At 72.7% G+C, this 18,066-nt stretch carries 19 protein-coding genes; 7 read left to right on the top strand and 12 right to left on the bottom strand.

Annotated elements, in window-relative coordinates; genetic code table 11:
* Positions 1-90: 90 nt before the first annotated feature.
* Positions 91-2,142, bottom strand: a complete 2,052-nt coding sequence (locus OHS18_RS39865) for a glycoside hydrolase family 3 C-terminal domain-containing protein (RefSeq protein WP_328614283.1) — start codon at positions 2,140-2,142, stop codon at positions 91-93.
* A gap of 166 nt (positions 2,143-2,308) precedes the next feature.
* Here OHS18_RS39865 and OHS18_RS39860 point away from each other — a divergent pair, with 166 nt between their 5' ends.
* Positions 2,309-2,800: a hypothetical protein gene (locus tag OHS18_RS39860; RefSeq protein WP_328443599.1), complete on the top strand. Its 492-nt coding sequence runs from the start codon at positions 2,309-2,311 to the stop codon at positions 2,798-2,800.
* A gap of 56 nt (positions 2,801-2,856) precedes the next feature.
* Here the strand turns inward: OHS18_RS39860 and OHS18_RS39855 are convergent, their stop codons facing one another.
* From OHS18_RS39855 to OHS18_RS39840, 4 genes are read right to left on the bottom strand one after another with little or no spacing between them, the layout of a single operon-like run.
* On the bottom strand, positions 2,857-3,837 hold the full coding sequence (locus tag OHS18_RS39855) for a hypothetical protein (protein WP_328443602.1): 981 nt from the start codon (positions 3,835-3,837) through the stop codon (positions 2,857-2,859).
* Positions 3,834-7,235: an SMC family ATPase gene (locus tag OHS18_RS39850; protein WP_328614282.1), complete on the bottom strand. Its 3,402-nt coding sequence runs from the start codon at positions 7,233-7,235 to the stop codon at positions 3,834-3,836. Before OHS18_RS39850 ends, OHS18_RS39855 begins: the two co-directional genes overlap by 4 nt.
* A gap of 1 nt (position 7,236) precedes the next feature.
* Positions 7,237-8,397 (bottom strand): exonuclease SbcCD subunit D, encoded by a 1,161-nt coding sequence (locus OHS18_RS39845; RefSeq protein ID WP_328614281.1) that lies wholly within the window; start codon positions 8,395-8,397, stop codon positions 7,237-7,239.
* Between the two features lie 38 nt (positions 8,398-8,435).
* Positions 8,436-10,187, bottom strand: coding sequence for an ATP-binding protein (locus OHS18_RS39840; protein ID WP_328614280.1), 1,752 nt, complete (start codon positions 10,185-10,187; stop codon positions 8,436-8,438).
* Positions 10,188-10,903: 716 nt separating this feature from the next.
* Between OHS18_RS39840 and OHS18_RS39835 the strand changes: the two genes are divergently transcribed.
* Positions 10,904-11,587 carry an HU family DNA-binding protein gene (locus OHS18_RS39835; protein ID WP_328443610.1) on the top strand — a complete coding sequence of 228 codons (684 nt, stop codon included), beginning with the start codon at positions 10,904-10,906 and terminating at the stop codon, positions 11,585-11,587.
* Positions 11,588-12,018: 431 nt separating this feature from the next.
* Here OHS18_RS39835 and OHS18_RS39830 read toward each other — a convergent pair whose 3' ends face one another.
* Positions 12,019-12,315 carry a putative quinol monooxygenase gene (locus OHS18_RS39830; RefSeq protein ID WP_328443612.1) on the bottom strand — a complete coding sequence of 99 codons (297 nt, stop codon included), beginning with the start codon at positions 12,313-12,315 and terminating at the stop codon, positions 12,019-12,021.
* A 63-nt stretch (positions 12,316-12,378) separates the two neighbouring features.
* Positions 12,379-12,675 (bottom strand): hypothetical protein, encoded by a 297-nt coding sequence (locus OHS18_RS39825; protein WP_328614279.1) that lies wholly within the window; start codon positions 12,673-12,675, stop codon positions 12,379-12,381.
* Between the two features lie 19 nt (positions 12,676-12,694).
* Between OHS18_RS39825 and OHS18_RS39820 the strand changes: the two genes are divergently transcribed.
* Together OHS18_RS39820 and OHS18_RS39815 are read left to right on the top strand one after the other, a co-directional pair.
* On the top strand, positions 12,695-13,342 hold the full coding sequence (locus OHS18_RS39820; RefSeq protein WP_328614278.1) for an iron chelate uptake ABC transporter family permease subunit: 648 nt from the start codon (positions 12,695-12,697) through the stop codon (positions 13,340-13,342).
* Positions 13,234-13,470, top strand: a complete 237-nt coding sequence (locus tag OHS18_RS39815; protein ID WP_328618659.1) for an iron chelate uptake ABC transporter family permease subunit — start codon at positions 13,234-13,236, stop codon at positions 13,468-13,470. Before OHS18_RS39820 ends, OHS18_RS39815 begins: the two co-directional genes overlap by 109 nt.
* Here the strand turns inward: OHS18_RS39815 and OHS18_RS39810 are convergent.
* The 3 genes from OHS18_RS39810 to OHS18_RS39800 form a co-directional block, all read right to left on the bottom strand.
* Positions 13,410-13,532: a hypothetical protein gene (locus OHS18_RS39810; protein WP_328614277.1), complete on the bottom strand. Its 123-nt coding sequence runs from the start codon at positions 13,530-13,532 to the stop codon at positions 13,410-13,412. The two genes, OHS18_RS39815 and OHS18_RS39810, sit on opposite strands and share 61 nt — an antisense overlap.
* A gap of 81 nt (positions 13,533-13,613) precedes the next feature.
* Positions 13,614-13,808 carry a hypothetical protein gene (locus tag OHS18_RS39805; RefSeq protein WP_328614276.1) on the bottom strand — a complete coding sequence of 65 codons (195 nt, stop codon included), beginning with the start codon at positions 13,806-13,808 and terminating at the stop codon, positions 13,614-13,616.
* 82 nt (positions 13,809-13,890) lie between these two features.
* Positions 13,891-14,049: a hypothetical protein gene (locus tag OHS18_RS39800; RefSeq protein WP_328443620.1), complete on the bottom strand. Its 159-nt coding sequence runs from the start codon at positions 14,047-14,049 to the stop codon at positions 13,891-13,893.
* Between the two features lie 142 nt (positions 14,050-14,191).
* Here OHS18_RS39800 and OHS18_RS39795 point away from each other — a divergent pair, with 142 nt between their 5' ends.
* The 3 genes from OHS18_RS39795 to pdxR are packed head-to-tail and all read left to right on the top strand — an operon-like array spanning position 14,192 to position 16,841.
* A complete protein-coding gene (locus tag OHS18_RS39795; RefSeq protein ID WP_328614275.1) occupies positions 14,192-15,232 on the top strand; it encodes a glycoside hydrolase family 43 protein in 1,041 nt (346 codons plus the stop codon).
* Positions 15,229-15,438: a hypothetical protein gene (locus tag OHS18_RS39790; protein WP_328614274.1), complete on the top strand. Its 210-nt coding sequence runs from the start codon at positions 15,229-15,231 to the stop codon at positions 15,436-15,438. The genes OHS18_RS39795 and OHS18_RS39790 overlap by 4 nt, the downstream gene beginning before the upstream one ends.
* A gap of 53 nt (positions 15,439-15,491) precedes the next feature.
* Positions 15,492-16,841, top strand: coding sequence for a MocR-like pyridoxine biosynthesis transcription factor PdxR (gene pdxR, locus OHS18_RS39785; protein ID WP_328614273.1), 1,350 nt, complete (start codon positions 15,492-15,494; stop codon positions 16,839-16,841).
* Here pdxR and OHS18_RS39780 read toward each other — a convergent pair.
* Both OHS18_RS39780 and OHS18_RS39775 read right to left on the bottom strand, forming a co-directional pair.
* Entirely contained in the window at positions 16,828-17,670 is an 843-nt protein-coding gene (locus OHS18_RS39780; RefSeq protein WP_328614272.1) for an NAD-dependent epimerase/dehydratase family protein, read from the bottom strand. The genes pdxR and OHS18_RS39780 overlap by 14 nt on opposite strands.
* Entirely contained in the window at positions 17,667-18,050 is a 384-nt protein-coding gene (locus tag OHS18_RS39775) for a cupin domain-containing protein (protein ID WP_328614271.1), read from the bottom strand. Before OHS18_RS39775 ends, OHS18_RS39780 begins: the two co-directional genes overlap by 4 nt.
* Between the last annotated feature and the right edge of the window lie 16 nt (positions 18,051-18,066).

Raw genomic sequence — 18,066 nt, 5'->3', positions numbered from 1 at the left:
TGCCGGTGCTGCCGGGGTTGCCCGAAGTCCGTGAATGGCCCATCAAGGGACTCAGAGTCCCTCGATGGGCTATTCACGGACTTTCGCGGGTCAGCGGCGCAGGGACGCCTGCAGCGGGAGCGACCTCGACGAGTCGCCCACCTGGACCGTGAAGCCGCCGTGGACCGGACGCCACGCCTTGTCCCAGATCGAGAAGTCGCGCGCGTCCAGGTGGATCGTGACCCGCTGGGACTCCCCCGGCGCCAGCCGCACCCGCTCGAAGCCCTTGAGCTGGCGGGGCGGTTCACCCGCCGCGGCCGGGAAGCCCAGGTACAGCTGGGCGACCTCGGCGCCCGCGCGGTGGCCGGTGTTGCGGACCGTGAACGTCGCCGCCGCGCCGTCGCCCGTGTTCCGCACCGACAGCCCCGAGAAGGCGAACGTCGTGTACGACAGGCCGTAGCCGAACGGGAACAGCGGCGCCTTGCCCTGCGCGTCGAACCAGCGGTAGCCGACCTGCAGGCCCTCCGAGTACGACGCCACGCCGTCGACGCCCGGGAACCGCTCGGGCGTGTTCGCCGGGGTGTCGGCGTCCGCCGCCGGGAACGTGATCGGCAGCTTCGCCGACGGGTTGCTGTCACCGAAGAGCACACCCGCCACAGCCGCGCCGTCCTGCTGGCCCGGGTACCAGGCCTGCAGGATCGCGGGCACCGAAGACGCCCACGGCATCAGCACCGGGCCGCCGCTCTTCACCACGACCACCGTGTGCGGGTTGGCCGCGGCGACCGCCGCGACGAGCGCGTCCTGGTTGCCCTCCAGCGCCAGGCTCGCCCGGTCCTTGCCCTCCGCTTCGTTGTCGCCGACCATCACGATCGCGACGTCGGACGCACCGGCCAGCGACGCCGCCCGCGCGGGGTCGCTGCCGTCGTCGAGGGTCACCGCGGTGCCGGGAACCCGCTGCCGGAGGCCGGCCAACGGGTCCACTGTGGACGTCGGGATGACGGCGGAGCTGCCCCCGCCCCCGGTCTTCGCCCGGGTCGCGAACGGCCCGATGAGCGCGATCGAGCGCGCCGAAGAGGAGTCGAGCGGCAACTGCGCGTGTTCGTTGCGCAGCAGCACCATGCCGCGCTCGGCGAATTGCTTCGCGGCCGCGTCGTGCTCCGCGGTCGGCAGCGGCGTGAGCACCGGCGGGTGGTCGAACTGGCCGAAGGCGAACATCGTCCGGAACCGCGGCAGCAGCAGCTCATCGACGCGCTGCTCGGTGACCTGCCCGGCGAGCACCGCCTGCTTCAGCTTGTCGCCGTACCAGGTGCCGTCGATCATCTCGAGGTTCATGCCCGCGGCCGCCGAGCCGACGGTGCTGTGCGCGGCGCCCCAGTCGGACTGCACGAACCCCTCGAAGCCCCAGTCGTCCCGCAGCTTTCCCTGCAGCAGCGCGGGGTTCTCGCACGTGAAGACGCCGTTGATCTTCGGGTAGGCGCACATCACCGACCCGGCCCCGCCTTCGGTCACCGCCTGCTCGAAGTGCGGCAGGTAGATCTCGTTGAGCGTGCGCTCGTCGATGTGCTCGTCGATGCTCTGGCGCTGCGTCTCCTGGTTGTTCGCCGCGTAGTGCTTGACCTCGGCGATGGTGCCGTTCTCCTGGATGCCGCGGATGTCGGCGGCGGCCAGCGCGCCGGCGAGCACCGGGTCCTCCCCCATGCCCTCGAAGGTCCGGCCGTTGCGCGGGACCCGGGCGATGTTGATGTCGGGCGCCTCGGACACGTTGTGCGCGAGCGCGCGGGTCTCGCTGCCGATCAGCCGGCCGTACCGGCGGGCGACGTCGGTGTCGAATGTCGAGGCCAGCGCCATCGTGGCGGGCAGCGCGGTCGCCGGTTTCTGCGGTTTGTCGTCGGCCGGGCCCATGCCGGCCGGGCCGTTGGCGATCCGGAAACCGGGGACGCCGAGCCGCGGGATGGGCGGCACGAACCGCTGGTGCTCGGCGTCGGGCTGCAGGTGCAGCTGGGAAACCTTTTCGTCCAGGGTCATCGCCGCGACCAGTTCCGCGGCGCGGCGGTCGGGCGACTGGCGGGCGTCACGCCACGACTGCGCGGCCGCCATCCCGGTCATCGGGACGGTCAGCGAAATCCCCAGTAGCGAGGCAAGAACCAGCCGGCCGTAACGCATCGAGTCTCCCTCGCCACCGAACGGGACCAAAGCCGGGTGAGAAAGTAACCCATACGTGGCACCAAAACATAGACTCGATGTCGTTCACGTACATGAACATCCTAAGAGCCTCAACCGTTTCCCCGGCTCAAACGTGGAGGGGGCGAGGAACGAGGGAGGACGAGGGATGCTCAAGAAAACACTGATCGGCGTAATGGTGGCGGGCGCGGCGACGCTGACCCTGGCAGCTCCGGCGAGCGCGGCCGACGTCGGCTGGGGACTGACCCAGGAGGTCGAGCCCGGCGGGCAGATCGACGCGGAGACCCACGCCGCGGCCGGCGGTTGCACCCCGGGCTCGGCGGTCACGTCGAAGGGGTTCGCCGCGCCGCTGGAGTTCACCGAAGGCGGCAACTTCGGCCGGTACGGCGGCCACACCAAGGCGATCAAGACGCCGGGCAAGTACACGGCGAGTTTCACGTGCTCCGACGGCCGGGTCGCCACCGCGTCGTTCACCATCCTGGGCACCCCGCCGCCCACCACCACGACCAAGCCGAAGCCGGCCACCACGAAGCCGAAGCCGCCGGCATCGTCGTCGTCGAAGCCCGCCAAGCCGGTGAAACCGCAGGTCGCGGTCAAGCCGGCCGGCGCGCCGCAGACCGGGGACGGGTCGCTGAGCTGACCCTCCACAAAGGACCCCCCGGGACCGGCCGCACCCCAGGCGGCCGTCCCGGGGCCTCAGCGTGACGCGGCCAGCCGCAGCGCCCGGTAGACGAACTGCTGGTCGCCGAGCCGGTGCCGCAGATCGCGCTCCAGCCCGGCGATCGGGTACAGGTTCTGCGGCGCCCGCGAGTCCTTGTACGGCACGGACGCGAACCGCCCCAGCACCGACTGCGTGACGTTCGCCAGGTCCGTCACCTCTTCACGCGCGAGGTGCGGCGCCGCCTCGACCCGCACCACCCCCGACCACGGCGGGCCGCCGTCCGAGGGCAGGCGCAGGTACCAGGAGTGCCGGACCCACGTCGTGCCCATCAGGAACACCGGCGTGCGCTGGTGCGGGGTGAGCTCGCCGACCATCGCGTTGAGCTCGCCCGGCAGGTAGGTCGTCTGGTGGCTCTTGATGAACCCGACGGCCCGGGGCAGGTGCGTGCGGCCGCTCAGCGGGCCGTCCACGACGAGCAGGTCGTGGCCGACGTGCCCGGCGATCGTCCGGCGCGCCTCCGTCGCCGTCTCCAGCTCGACGTCGGCGAGCTGCTCCTGCAGCGCCGAAGACAGCACCACGGCGAGGGGCTTGTCGTCCTTCGCCGTCGCGCCGAACGCCTCGTACCGCCCGGCCGACGTCTCGATCCCGGCGGCCTCCGGGGCGACGGTGAACAGCCCGCGCCGGACGTTGGCGCCGATGACGTGCGCCCGGCCCGCGCAGCAGCACACGACGCCGGCCGCGTAGGACGCGCAGATCCCGATCGACGCGGAGTTCGCGCCGGCCGGGTCGTCGATCCAGACGCGGGCGTCGATGCGGCGGACGCCGTCCACGAACAGCACCGCGTCCGGCGGCGACGGCACCGGCGACGGGTCGATCGGCGCCCATTCGGCCGCCGGGACCTCGACGTCGACCTCGACCTCGGCCTGCGACCGGGCGAGTTCCTCGGCCTCCATGGAACTGCCGTAACCCGGGTCCCAGGCGTCGACGTTGAAGCTCATTCCCGCCACCGCGGTCATGCGCCCTCCTTGGTGATGTGCGAGCCGCTGCCGTCCCGGGTGACCAGGAACCGCGTCGGCACGCGCTCGGCCAGCGCCGGGACGTGCGTGATCACGCCGACCATCCGGGTGCCGGTGGCCGACAGGTTCTCCAATGTGGACGCTACGACGTCGAGGGTCGCCTCGTCGAGCGTCCCGAAACCCTCGTCGAGGAAGATCGACTCCAGTCTGGTCGCGCCGGCCGCGGCCATCGCGCCGAGCTGCGACGACAACGCCAAGGCCAAGGCCAGCGACGCCTGGAACGTCTCGCCGCCGGACAGCGTCTTGACCGGGCGGCGGGCGTCGGCCTCGTTGTGGTCCACCACCAGGAAGTCGCCCTTGTCGTGGGTCAGCTCGAACTGCCCGCCGGACAGCTCCAGCAGCGACGCGGACGCCTCGGTCACCAGCGTGTCGAGCGCCCCGGCGATCAGCCAGCGCGGGAACTTGTCCGAGCGCAGCAGATCCGCGAGCAGCTTCGCGACCTGCGACTCCGACTCGGCGCCCGCGATGTCGCCGCGCAGGCCCTCGACGTGGGCCACGCGCCGCCGCATCTCCGTGTGGTCGGCTTCCGCGCGGGCGCGCGCGGTGGCCAGCGCCACCGGCACCCGGTCGCGCACCGGCCCCGCCGGCAGCGTGATCCCGAGCGCGGTGACGTCGTCGGCGACCTGCTGTTCGGCTCCGCGCAAGGCTTCGGCGGACGCGCTCTCGGCGGTCGTCGCGGCGGCCAGCCGGTCACGGCGGCCGGTCACCTGCCCGGCTGCCCAGTCCGTCAACGACGTCCACGCGCCCAGGAGGCTTTCGCCGTCGATCGGCGGGGCCCCGAAACCGACGAGGGGATCGCGGGCGCGGGACAGTTTCTGCCGCTCGGCCTCGACTTCTTTGCCGACGCCCGCCTGGCTGTCGGCGGCCCGTTTCGCCGCGGCACGCGCTTTGCGCAGCTCCGCGTCGGCGGCACGCGCGGCCTGTTCGAGGGACGCGACCTGCGCCAGCTGCGCGGTGACGACGTCGGCGGACGGCGCGTCGGCGAGCGTCACGACCAGTTCGTCCCGGCGGCGCGTGGTGGTTTCCAGCCGGGTGCGCGCGGACTGCTCGGCCAGGCCCGCGTCGTTCGCCTGCGCACGACGTTGTTCGGCGGTCCGTTCCGCCGACGCGAGGTCGTCCGCCGCGACGACGGCTTCCTTGCCCGCGGCTTCGGCGGCCGCTTCGAGCGCGCCCAGCGCCGTCCGCCGTTCCTCGAGCGCCGAAGCCGCCCACGCGGTCAGGCGCTGCCAGCCCGCCGCGACGTCGTCGGCGTCGATCCCCGGCGCACCCAGCTCCACCAGCGGATCCCGCGCCGCCCGCAACGCTTCCCGGGCCGCGACGGCCGACTTCTCCACCACTTCGGCGTCGCGCTGCGCCTGCGTGCGCTCGGCGCGAGCCGCCGCCAGTTCCGCGTCGGCGGCGCGCGCGGCCTCGATCACGCGGGCACGCGCGTCGAGCGTGGCGGACAGCCACTCCCCTCGCTCGCGCACCGCGGTGATGAGGTCCGTGAAGTCCTGCTCGGAAAACCCGGCCTCGACCGGACGTCGCAGCAAAGCCGATTCCGGCGGCCCTTCGACGTCCGCGAGGGCCACGCGCAGCTCTTCCGCCTGCGCGGCCGCCGAAACGGACTGGTCGGCGTCGCGGTCCACGGCCCGTTCCAGCTTGCGGACGGCGGTTTCGGCCGCCGCGCGCCGCTTCTCCGCCTGGTCCAGGCGGTCACGGGCCTCGGCGAGGTGGGCGTGGCCGTCGTGCTCCGGCACGGCCGTGACTTCCTGCTCGCACACCGGGCACGGGTGCCCGACGGCGAGCCCGGCCCGCAGGACCAGCGCCTGCCCGGCGCGTTCGGCGTCGGTCACCGCGGTCCGGGCCGCGGCGAGTTCGGCGTCGGACTCGGTGAAAGCCGTCCGGGCCGCTTCGAGTCCGGTGCGGCGGGCCGTGTGCTCCGGCAGGGCCTTCCGCTGGGTCTCGCACACCGTGTAGAGGGTGCGGGCGTCGGTCCGGGCCGCGGTGAGCGCGGCGCCGTCCGGCTGGGCGGCGAGTGCGGCACGCGCTTCGGCGTCGGCGGTCTCGGCCGCCGTCAGCCGGGCGGCCGCCTCCGTCGTGCGCTTCGCGACGCGCGCGGACTCCGCCGACAGGTCCCCGAGATCCGCCGGCGGCCGCAGCCCGGCCAGCCGGTCCCGCTCCCCGCGGACGCGCGCGGCTTCCGCGGCGGCGTTCTCGGCCGCGCGGGCTGTCGTTTCCCCGGTCTTCCGGGCGCCTTCGACGAGCGACACGGCTTCAGCTACGGCGGCGGCCGAAACCTCCTTCGCCTGCGACGCCTTCTTCGCGCCTTCGGCCAGGCCGGGGAGCGCGGCCTCGGCCGCGACGAGTTCCGTGCGGGCGGCGCGGATCCGCTCCAGCTCACCCCGGTCGGGCGCGGCGGCCAGCGCGGCGCGGGCCGCTTCGTCCGCCGTCTCGGCCGAGTCGAGGGTGGTCCGCGCGGCCGTGGCCGCGTCCGCCGCGGCCCGGCGCCGGGCCTCGAGATCCTCGACGCCCCCGGGGCGTTCCAGCGCGTCGAGGACGGCCAGCTCGCCGGTCAGCGTGGTGACGAGCTGCCGTGCTTCGTCGTGCGCGCGGGTCGCGTCGTTCAGTCCCGGCAACGCCGCTTCGACCCGCGCGTCCAGCTCGGCCAGCGCGGTCATGCGCGCGGCCAGGGCTTCGACGGCTTCGCCGGTCGCGTCGGCGTAACCGCCGAGCTGCTCTTTCAGCACCTCGGCACGGTGCGCCTGCTGATCTTCCAGGACTTTCGAGCGGCGGCCGATCCGCTCGTAGACCTCCAGGCCCAGCAGCTTGATGAGGATCTTCTGCCGGTCGGCGGCCTTGGCGTGCAGGAACTCCGCGAAGTCGCCCTGCGGCAGCGCCACGCAGGTGCAGAAGTGCTTGAACGTCAACCCGAGCAGGCGTTCGACCGCCGGGGTGACCTCGGAGTCCGCGGCGACGGCGTCGGCCTCGTCGTCCGGGCCGCCGAGCGCGGCGTTGTCGGCGAGCCGTTCCAGGCGGACGTTCTTCACGCTGACCGTGGGTTTCTTGCCGCCGCTGCGGCGGACTTCGCGCACCACGTGGTACCGCGTGCCGCCCGCGTCGAAGACCAGCCGCACGGTCGCGCGGTTCGCCGTCGGGGCCAGCGCGGGCGCGACGAGACCTTCGTGGTCCCAGCGCGCGACGGAACCGTAGAGGGCGAAGGTGAGCGCGTCGATGACCGTGCTCTTGCCGGCGCCGGTCGGCCCCACGAGCGCGAAGTAGTCGGTGTCCTCGAAACTGACTTCGGTCTTCTCGCGGAACGACGCGAAGCCGGTCATCTCCAGCAGTACCGGTCGCATGTCACACCCCGCTCGTCTCGTCGTCGTGCAGCCGCGCGAAGAGCGCCTGCACCCTCTTGTCCGCCACCGTCCGTTCCTCGCAGTAGGAGGCGAACAGCTCGCCCGGTGACCGGTCCGCCACCGCGCGTTCGCTGCCCGACGCCGTGATCGGCGCCGCGAACTCCGGGTCGATGCGGATCTCCAGGGCGTTCGGCAGGGCTTCCTGGATCTCCTCGCGCAGCCCGGCCCGGGTCGCCTCCCGAACGTAGACGCGCAGGTAGTCCTCGCCGAACTCCGCGGCGCGGCCGACGAGTTCGGCCACCGTGCCGTGGACGGTGCGCAGCTTCCGCCCCGACGTCAGCGGGATTTCGGTGATCTTCGCGGGCGTGCCCGGCGTCACTTCCACCGACAGCACGACGCTCGTGTTGTCCTGTTCGCCGAAATCGACGGGCATCGGCGCGCCGCTGTAGTGCACCGGGCAGGCCGCGGGCAGCGACTGGCGCCGGTGCAGGTGCCCGAGCGCGACGTAGTGCGGGTCGGCGCCGAACGCCGTCGCCGGCACGTGGTACTCGAAGATGGACTGCGCCGCGCGCTCCCCGCCGCCCATCGCGCCGCCGGTGACCGTCAGGTGCGCCATGACGAGGTTGACGGCGCCGTCGGTGAAGCCGGACTTGAGGTGTTCCAGGATGTCGCGCACGCGCTGGTCGTACTGGCCGACGTTGTCCGCCGGGGTCCCGGTGAGCAGCTCGGCGGCGCGCACCGCGTAGCGCTGGGAAAGGAAGGGCAGGACGGCGACGTTGACGCGCTCGCCCGTCGAACGCGCGTCGAACGAGACGACGCCGCCGTCGGCGACCGGGCGCGGGTCGCCGGAGAGCTGGATGCCCGCGGCCCGCAGCAGCGGCCGGTACGCCTCGAACGTCGCGGCGTGGTCGTGGTTCCCGGCGATCGCGAGGACCTCGGCACCGGTTTCGCGCAGCGCCATCAGGGCCTGCACCACGAGTTCCTGCGCGGCGGCCGACGGCGCCGACGTCTCGTAGAGGTCACCCGCGATCAGGATCGCGTCGAACGCCTCCTTCCGCGCGATCCGGACGATCTCGCCGAGCACGGCGCGCTGCTCGTCCAGGCGGTTGCGGCCCTTGAGCGTCTTGCCGACGTGCCAGTCGGAGGTGTGCAGGAACTTCACGCGGTGTCCTTCCGTTCTTCGCGTGGGGCCGGCGGGGCTCAGAAAGGTGGTGGGTCGTCACCGAACGGGTCGCTGCTGCGCGTCGGCAGGCCCGCGAAGGGATCGGCGTTCTTCGACGCAGCCGACACCGCCGTGGTCGTCGGGATCGTGCCCGCCTCGGAAAGCCGCGTGGCCCAGGCCGGGAACGGGAAGCCGACCGCGATCGGCACCGGGATCTCCGGCTGGCTCACGAACATCGTGCCGGGCGTCGCGAGCGTCGCGCGGACCCGCTGGCTGGCCGGGAGGAAGCCGTACTCGGGGCGCGAGGCCTCCGCGGCGTCGAGCCGGCCGACGATCCGGATCGAGCTGTTGCTGACGATCCGGCGTTCGACCTCGGACGCGGTCTGCTGCGCGCCGATCAGGATCACGCCGAGGGAGCGGCCGCGTTCGGCGATGTCCAGCAGGACTTCCTTGATCGGGCTGCTGCCTTCGCGCGGCGCGTACTTGTTGAGCTCGTCCAGCATCGTGAACAGCAACCCGCCCGCGCCGGCCGCTTCCTTGCGCGCGGTCTCCGCGGCGAGCGTGACGCCGACGACGAACCGCTGCGCGCGCTCGACGAGGTTGTGGATGTCCACCACGGTCACCTGCTGGTTTTCCGTGGAGAGCTTGCGGGCGGCGTGGTCGGTGAGGTCACCGCGGATGAGGCCGTTGAGCGCGCGCTGGCTGGAGCGCAGGCGGCGGATGAACGCGTTGACCGTGCCCGCGCCGGTGACCGCACCCGCCCAGCTCGCGCGGGTTTCCTCGTCGGTGACGCGCTCGCAGATGACGTCGATGAGCTCGGCGTAGGTGCGGCACAGGACGCCGTCGACGTTGGCGGCGCCGTCCTTCCCGGCCGGGGTGCTGTCCAGCCGCAACCGGTTCGCGACCTGGTGGATGACCATCGTGTACTGGTTGCGCTCGTCCTCGGCGTCGGCGAAGACGTAGGGCAGCAGGTCGGTCGCGCAGAACTCCGCGATGGTCCACCAGAAGGCGCCGACGCCGGAGGTCCGCCCGGTGACGTAAGGCTTCCCCGTGGTGTCCGACGGCGTCGGCGGCGCGAAGAACCCGACCGAGGCGAAGGGCTCCGCGGGCAGCCCGAGCTTGGCGTATTCCTCCCGCAGCTTGGCGTCGAGGTGGATGTTCGGGGTGTCGAGGAACAGCAGGTCCTCGCCCTTGACCGAGAACACCAGGGCCTTGGCGTTGTGGGCGTTGGAGAGGGCGCCGCCGCGGAAGATCGAGTGCAGCAGGAACAACGCGAACGACGTCTTCGTGGCGACGCCGGAGACACCGCTGATGCTGACGTGCGCGCCCCGCGTGCCGTCGAGGAAGTCCAGGTTGAGGAACACCGGTTCGCCGTCGCGGCCCAGGCCGACGGCCACCTGGCGGCTCATGTTGTCGAAGTACAGCGCCTGCGCGCGATCCTCCCCCACCGCACGGGAGACCACGGCTCCCGGCCGCGGCGGGACGTAGCACTCGGGTTCGACGCGGGTGGTGGCGATCTCGGCGATCTCCTGCACCTGCGCGGGCAGGACCCCGTCCGAGATCAGGAAGACGTCGCTGCCGAAGCTGGCGCCTTCGTGCCGCGCGCTCACCTGCGTCACGACACCGTAGGAGACGACTTCGCCGCGCCCCGGCAGCTCTCGCCGCGTCACGACCACGTCGTCGAGCTGCAGATAGGCTTCCGGATCGATGGCCACGCAGAACTGCAGCGGCGTCGAATCCTCGGTACCCGCCACCCGTCCGACCACGGTGGTGAGAGTCTCCTGGTCCACGGTTCTCCCTGTCCGCCCGGCGCTTCCTCCGGCCGCAGACTAGCCCGCCGGAACTCCGTGGCCACGGCCAACACGGCGTTGCGGCTCCCGCGGTACCGGCGACGTCACCGCACGCCACGGCTGGGCCGAACGAGTGAGTTCACCCTTCGGGGAAGATCTTTTAGTCACCACAGGCATTTCGGGCGGCCCCCGGCCGGGGGCCGCACGCCCGGGAGGTCGTCCCCGCGGGGCGCGGTGTTACCGCCCGGCGCCGGGCTTCTCCCCGGCTGCCGCCCGGACTTCCCCTGGCTCCAGGGGGATGCGGCTCCGGCGGCCCCCGCCACGGGACCGGCGGGAGCCGTGGCGGGGCCTCGCGGGGGCCGCCGGAGGGCCCGCGATCCCCGATCGCAGCGCGGGATCGGGGCCGAGTGGCCTCAGCCACACGCCGGGACGCGCCCGATCCGGCGTGTCGGCGAAAAAGTCTTCCGGAACCCCACTGGTCCTATATGGACGACCACTGTGGACGGCGCCGGAACCGGGTTTTGCCTGCTCAAGGCCATGGTCGGCGCCACTCGCCCACTTCGGGCCGGGTCGGGAGAACCTCTCCCAGAGGGCGGAACCCGCCCCCGTACAAGGAAATATTTCGACCCCCAGTTGGATTTTGTGCGGTATTGGTAATACCGTGTGCAGTGTCGGCCGAGATGGGCCGTGTACAAGTTCCACTATGGAGGACTGGAATGACGAACAAGGCCCAGCTGATCGAGGCGCTGTCTGAGCGTTTGGGCGACAAGAAGGTGGCTTCGCAGGCCGTTGACGGTCTGGTCGACATCATCATCCGGACGGTCAACAAGGGCGAGAAGGTGAACATCACCGGCTTCGGCGTGTTCGAGAAGCGCGCCCGCGCGGCCCGCACCGCTCGCAACCCGCGTACCGGCGAAGCCGTCCGCGTGAAGAAGACGAACGTCCCCGCCTTCCGCGCCGGCACCACCTTCAAGGACGTCATCTCCGGCACGAAGAAGCTGCCGAAGGCGACCCCGGTCAAGCGCGCCACCGCTGCCAGCACGACCACCCGTGCGGCCGTGGCCAAGGCGTCCGCGCCGGCCAAGACCACCAGCACGCGGGCCACCACGCCCCGCGCGGCCGCGGCCAAGCCGGCCACCGCCCGCGCGACCGCCACCCGCACGCGCGCCACCACGGCGAAGCCGGCCGCCAAGGCCACCGCGACCAAGGCCACCGCCACCAAGGCGGCCCCGAAGACCGCGGCCGCCAAGGCCCCGGCCAAGGCCACCGCGGCCAAGGCGACCACCACCACGCGGGCGAAGGCCGCGGCCAAGCCGGCCGCCGCCAAGACCGCCGCCGCGAAGAAGCCCGCCGCCGCCAAGGCTCCGGCCAAGCGCACGTCGGCTGCCAAGAAGAAGTGACCTGAGGCAACCCCTCTCGGAAGGGCCCCGCACCAGTGGTGCGGGGCCCTTCCGCATGTCCAGGGGGTGCTGCCGGGCCGGAGCCCCGTATCCCGGACATCGGGCATTCGCGAGACATTCGCACCGGCCGAATACCGGACTCGTTCCCCATCGGGCCGGGAACCGGAATCGGATCAAGCCCTTACACCGAACACACCCGGCCGCCGATTAATTGCCGCGACTATCCGCTCACGGGCCCCCTGATCCACGCCGAGTGCGTCGATCGATCCGGCCCGGACCTCGGGGTACTCGCCGGGCGGGTGATCTCCGGCCTTCCGCCGGGCCGCCCGGACCTCGCCCCGGCTGTCGGCATTTGTCCCGCCACGCCGGGCGGTCCGCCGGAACCGGCGACGCGGCCCGGTCAGCAGTCCTTGGCCCTCACCGGAAAGCGATCACGCGTCCGGGACGTCGAAGGTCTCGACGGTGCGGTGCGCGAGCCGCGGGACGATCTCGCCGAGGACGAGCTCCTTGAAGTGCGGCGTCCCGCGGTGGACGTCGAACGCTTCGCGCGACGCATAGCGCTCGAGCAGGACGACCTCCCGCTCGTCGCCGACCTGGTGGTACACCTCGAAGCCGAGGCATCCCGGCTCGGTGAGCGCGGCCTCCACCAGCTTCGCGTAGAAGCCGCGGATCTCTTCTTCGTTGCCCGGCGCGATCGTGTGCCGGGCGATCACCTGCAGTTCGGTCATGGTGCCGACGGTACTGCCGCGCCGCTTCAGGGTTCGCCGAAGCGCGCGGCGGCCACCGGCGGATCAGGAGAACGTGACCGGGATTAACACGTCGGCGGTGCGGTCGTCGGCCGACAGGTGATCGCGGCGGCCGCCGACCGGCGAGTTCGTCACCCACGCGGACGGGTCGACGCCGGTGCCACCCTGGCCGTCTCCGCCCGCGCAGGGGCCGGGCTTCGTGCCGTAGCCGTAGTCCTCGGGCACAGCGCTACGTAGTAGCCGTTCGGCGCGCTGAAGCCGCGCGGTGGCGGCCTCCGCGGCGGTGGCGGTGAACCAGAGCGGCGGATCTCTTCGACATGCGGGGACGGTCCCTTCGATCACGACGACGTAACAGGATCAGGTGAGCCTTGCTGACCGGCTGATCGGCGACATCACCGCCAAGCGCACCGAAATCACCCGGCCGGCCCCGGCCGATCCGGCGCGAAAGCTACGCACAGTCTTCCTTTACTTGCGTGGCCAGGCCGGCGTGTATTACCTGTTCGGCCGCGGGTCCGGCGCCGACTCACCGATCACCGCGCTCGGCGCGGCCGACGTCGCGAGCGAAGCCGGGGTCGAGGGAATGCGCCCGGTGAGCCCGGATGCGCTCATCAAGGCCAGACCGGACGTGATCCTCGTCATGACGAAGGGCCTCGAATCCGTCGGCGGCCCCGAAGGCCTGCTGCAGGTTCCCGGCGTCGCGCAGACACCGGCCGGGCTGCACCACGGTTCGGCGACATGGCCGGCAGCCGGATCCTCTGGCTTCGGGCCGCAGACGCCGGGCGTGCTCGACGTGTCAGGGGCCCTGATGCAGGGCCGGTTCGGCAACCCGCCGGCCGAGCCCGCGATCGTCGGGGTTTCGACCGGCGCCACGGCCGGCGCGAGTCTGTCCATTGTGGCCGGCTGGGCGTTTCTCGGCGCCTTCACCACGCCCGCGCCGGCGGGCTGGCGACCACGCTGGGCGGCTACGCCCTTTCAGGCTCGCGCGGCCGGTCCGAGGTGGTCACACTGATCCTCACCGGCGTCGCGGTCAACGCCGTGGCGAGCGCGGTGATCGCGTTCCTGAGGTTCTCCGGTGATCAGGTCGCCCACGAGCAGATCGTGTTCTGGCAGCTGGGTTCGCCGGCCTCGGCGCGCTGACCGCACGTCGGGTCGGTGCTACCGCTGATGGCCGTCGGCGTCGCCGTGTCCCTGATGCTCACGCGGCGGCTCGACCTGCCGCGCTCGGCGAGCGTCCGGCCCGGCACTAGGCGTGAACGTCGAAGCGCTGCACGCGAGCGGGATCAGCCGTGGAACGCGCCGCCCCACACGACGAACGTCGGCGGGAGGCCGCTCAGGTCGGTCGCGCGGGCCGCCGCGGTGTAGGGCGAGACGTCGTCGGTGCCGCGCCGGTCGCCCAGGACAGCTGTCCAAGCCGTCAGGTTGCTCGTCCGGTCCCCACACCGACGCCGTCGTACGCGCGGGCCGACACCGTGCACGTGGTAGATCCCGGCCCGGGCCGCGCGTGGTCCTCGCGGGCGATCACCGAGACGGCGATCCCCGCGCCGCCGTAACCCGGGATCACGTGGTCGGTGCACCGGACCGGCCGGTCGCCGAGCTGGTCCTCGATGGACGGGAGCGGCAGCGTTCCGGCTGCTCGATCGTCATCCCGACCGGCACCCGGCCGTCGAGCCGCGAGAGGACGGCGGCGAGCTCGGGATCGAGCGGTAGGTGGGCCACGGCGCCGAGGCCGGCGCGTCGCGGTCACTGGAACAGACCAATTTCGCCCCGGCTGAACCGAGCAAGATCTCCCGGCCCTACCGGCGGGTGCTAGCGGCGCGCGACGCTCGGGCTCCGCCGTGCGGACACCAGGGATGTGGCCATGAAACGGATCGCCGTCCTCTTGCTCGCCGCCGTCGCCTGCCTGCTTCCGACGTCGCTCGCCGAAGCCGGGCAGACGAGCCTGCGGGCCGCCGACCCGAGCGTGCTGCGCGTCGGCTCCACCTACTTCGCCGCGCAGTCCACCGGGGGCGGGATCGCCGTCCGGCAGGGCTCCTCCCCCGACGCCGCGGCGAGCGCGCCCGCCCGGCAGGTCTGGTCCGACACCCGCGGCCGCGGCGAGGTGTGGGCGCCGGAGATCGTCGTCGACGGCGGCCGCTACTACATCTACTTCTCGGCCGGAACCGGGGCGGCGCACCGGATGTACGTCATCAGCTCGGCCGTCGCCGACAGCGGTTACACCGCCGAGACGCAGCTCGCGCTGCCCGACGGCAAGTGGGCCATCGACGGCACGATGTTCACCTTCGGCGGGCAGCGCTGGTTCGTCTGGTCGGGCTGGGCCGGCGACACGAACGTCGAGCAGAACCTCTACCTCGCCCGGATGAGCGGCCCGATGACGCCGACCGGCGCGCGGTACGTCATCTCGCAGCCGCGGGAAAGCTGGGAACGCGTGGTGGGCAACCCCTTCATCAACGAGGCGCCCACGGCGATCAAGGACCCGAACGGGCAGCTGCACATCGTCTACTCCACCAACGGCAGCTGGAGCGACCAGTACTGCCTCGGCGAGGTCCGGCTGCGCGCCGGCGGCGACCCGACCTACGTCTGGGACTGGTACAAGTCGAACGGCTGCCTGTTCGGCTCCCACCGCGAGACGATGATGGCCGGCTGGGACCCGACCCTGCACGTCGACGGCCCGGGCAGCCACAGTTTCGTCCTGCTGAACGGCGACATCGCGACGAGCCCGCCCGCCGGGCCGAGGTTCCCGCTGGTGTACCACGCCGTGGCCAAGGGCACGCCGTACTCGTGGGCCAATCGGTACTGGTACTCGGGCACGTTCTGCTGGTGGGGCTCGACGACCTACCGCCGGGCCAACGTCCCGGGCGCGACCACCGACACCGGGTGGAGCCTGAAGTTCTTCGAGTGACCCGTCCGATCTGCGGGAATGACTCAGATCTGGGGCGGGGCGAGCCGCCGGCCGGGCAGGTGCTGCACGTCCAGGGCCGCACCGACCACGCGCACCAGACGTGGGCGAAGGCCCTGGACGTGTACCTGGACGTCGAGGCACACACGGCGGCGGCGAGGCTGCGTCACACGTTGGTGACGTGCTGCGCGTCGGCGGCGGCCTCCTGACCGCCGCGTGACGGAGAATGTCCGGCATCGGACGGCGAAAGCGAGGTGAGGGCGTGCTCGGCGTCGACCTGCACCTCGACATCGGGGCCGGCAGCCGGGCCCTCGAAGCGGCGCTGCGGGAAGCCGTCACGTCCGGGCGGCTGCCCGCCGGGACCAAGCTGCCCGGCACCCGCACCCTGGCCGGCGATCTCGGCGTCGCGCGCGGCACCGTCGTCGAGGCGTACGCCCAGCTCGTGGCCGAAGGGCGGCTCGTCAGCGCGACCGGGTCGGGGACCTGGGTCGCCGACACCCGGCACCCGCCCCGGCGGCCCGAACCACCCGCGCGGCCCGTCTTCGACCTGCGCCCGGGACGGCCGGATCTCGGCCTGTTCCCGCGCGCCCTGTGGGCGGCCAGCGTCAAGCGCACGCTGGCGGCGGCGAGCCGGGAAAGCCTGGACTACAGCGATCCGGCCGGGCTGAAGGTCCTGCGCGAGGCCGTCGCGACGTACCTTTCGCGCGCCCGGGGCGTCCGCGCGGACGCCGGAGCCGTCGTGGTCACCAGCGGCTTCACGCACGGATTGGCGCTGCTGTCCCGCGCCTTGCACAGCGCCGGTGTCCGCACGATCGGCACCGAAGACCCCGGGCTCGCCCACCACCGGGCGGTGATCCGCGCGGCCGGGCCGGCGACCACTCCCCTGGCCGTCGACTCGGAAGGCGCCGCCGTCCCTTCCGGCGCCGGCGCCGTGCTGCTGACGCCCGCCCACCAGCACCCGCGCGGCGTGGTGCTGAGCCCGGGCCGGCGGGCCGCGTTCCTCGGCTGGGCGCGTGAACACGGCGGGATCGTCATCGAGGACGACTACGACGGCGAGTTCCGCTACGACAAGAACCCCGTCGGCGCCCTGCAGGCCGGGGACCCGGACCACGTCGTTTTCGCCGGCAGCACCAGCAAATCGCTCGCGCCGGGACTACGGCTCGGCTGGCTGGTCGTGCCGGACCGGCTCCGCGTCCCCGTGCTCGACGCCGTCGCCGCCACCGGCGCCACGGTCGGCGCGCCCGCCCAGCTGGCGATCGCCGACCTCCTCGACCGCGGCGACTACGACCGGCACGTCCGCCGGGCCCGCCAGGTCTACCGGAAACGGCGGGCCGAGCTGGCCGCCCGCCTCGCCCCGTTGGACGGCATCCCGGCGGGGCTGCACGCGCTCCTGCCGCTCGCGTCCCGGCAGGAGGAGAAGCGCGTGCTCGACGCCGGTCTCGCGGCGGGCCTGCAGCTGCAGGGAATCACCACCGCCGGCTACTGGCATTCCGCCGACCGCCCCGAAGCCGGGCTGATCATCGGCTACGCGACGCCGCCGCAAAGCGCGTGGCGGCCGGCCTTGGACGCCCTCGCCGAGGTGCTCGCCGGCGCCGCGATCAAGCCCTGGTGAACCCGTCCCGCCACGACGTCGAGGCTTCCCAGCCCAGCTTCCGCGCACGACCGTTGTCGGCACCGCGAGCCCAGCCGGCGCGTTCACCGTCGACCCGCCTCGGTTCCGGCGCCCCGACGGCGACGCAGAAAACGGGCACCCAGTCGTGGCCCGCCGCGGGCTCGTCATCGCCCACGTTGACCGCGCCCGACGGCCACTCCAGGGCCGCGACGGCGGCCGCGGCGGCGTCGTCGACGTGCACAAAACTGGAGACATCCCCGGTAGCGGGCAGGTTTCCGGCCTGGGCGAGCTGCGCCATCAGCGCGCCGGGTTCGTACCAGGTGCCCGGCCCGTAGAGCGTGCCGTAGCGGAGCACGACCCACTCGGGCAGCTCGGCGACAGCGGCCTCCAGCGACGCGACGCCGTCGACCGTGCCACGCCGGTCAGGCGCGGCGCCGAGGTCGAGCGGCGTGTCCTCGGTGGCGGGTCCGGGCCCCGGCTCGTAGGCCCACGAGATGCTCTGGGCGACCATCCGCGGCACGCCCGCGGCGAGAGCCGCGTCGACGAGGTTGCGCGTGCCGACCGTGCGCACCTTCGCGTTGGCCACGCGATCGCCGGCGCCGAGGTCGGTGAGCTGGTGCAGCACGACGTCCGGCCGCGCGTCGCGGACCGCTTCCGCGAGTCCGGCGGCGTCGTACACATCGCCGGCAACCGCGGTCGCGCCCAAGGCCTCGACGCGCGCGGGCGCGTGCCGCGTCAGGCCGACGACCTCGTGGCCCTGAGCGACCAGCGCGGGAACCACCCGACGGCCGACCGCGCCGGACGCACCGGCGAGGAAGATCCGCGTCATCGCCTCCGCCCGGCCAGCTCTTCGGGGCTGACGAACGTCAGCATCTCCTGGCCGGGCGCGCAGATCATCACCACGACGAACCGGCTCCACCGGTCGGAGAGGTGGTTCGCCGCTTGGTAGTGGATCACTTCGCCGCCGGGTTCCCAAAACGCTTCACCCGCCTTGATGACGCGTTCGGGCCCACCTTCCAGCTCGAACACCATCTCCCCTTCGAGCATGTACCCGAAGACGGGCCCGGAGTGCCGGTGCGGCGGCGTCCCGGCGTCGCCCGGCGGCAACTCGACGGTGGCGGTCATCACGTGCGCACCGTCCGGAATGGACGGAGTCTGCGAGGCGAGCATCGTGAGCACGGAGTTGGTCCGCGGTGGTGCACCAGTCATGGTTCCCACGCTAAGC

This window comes from Amycolatopsis sp. NBC_00355, from assembly GCF_036104975.1.
In the GTDB taxonomy this organism is placed as follows: domain Bacteria; phylum Actinomycetota; class Actinomycetes; order Mycobacteriales; family Pseudonocardiaceae; genus Amycolatopsis.
This window is presented reverse-complemented; position numbering and strand designations above follow the sequence as displayed.